General features: G+C 72.1%; 1 protein-coding gene. It reads right to left on the bottom strand.

Going from position 1 to position 470, the window contains the following annotated elements; genetic code table 11:
• The coding region (locus tag I6F16_RS37540; protein WP_225174780.1) for a CPBP family intramembrane glutamic endopeptidase at positions 1-271 on the bottom strand (271 nt) is incomplete at its 3' end.
• Between the last annotated feature and the right edge of the window lie 199 nt (positions 272-470).

The raw sequence follows: 470 nt of genomic DNA, 5'->3' as shown, positions 1-470 counted from the left end.
GTTGGCCCTCGAGCGGGACGCCGTCGGTCCAGAGCAGCGGCAGGTGCCAGCCGGCCCAGACGACCGCGAGCAGGCAACTCGCAACGACCGGACCGGCCCTGTGCAGCAAGCGGGGAAGCGTGTACCCACGCCACCCGGTCTCCTCACCGAGACCGTCGGTCAACCAGAGCACAAGCAGCAGCGGAACGACACCCCCGAGCCCGACAGCCACCACGCCCGGACGGACGTCGTCCGGGTCGCCGCCCAGCAGCACGTTCAGACCCAGGACCAACGCCCATAAGGCCACGGGACCGAGAAGGGCTGCGGCCCACGCCAGCGGTGGAACGCGCCACCGGACCAGCCGACGACCCAGGTCACGGAGCGCGGGCCTGCCACCGGTCAGCGCCGCCACGGTGACCGCAGCGACCGCAGGCGCCCACGTCCATACCGCGGCGACTGAGCCGACGCGGGTAGGTCGATCACTCCCTGGT

The organism is Bradyrhizobium sp. IC4060, assembly GCF_020193715.1.
In the GTDB taxonomy this organism is placed as follows: Bacteria; Pseudomonadota; Alphaproteobacteria; order Rhizobiales; family Xanthobacteraceae; genus Bradyrhizobium; species Bradyrhizobium yuanmingense.
The sequence above is the reverse complement of the archived record's forward strand: the minus strand, read 5'-3'. Positions and strand labels throughout refer to the sequence as shown.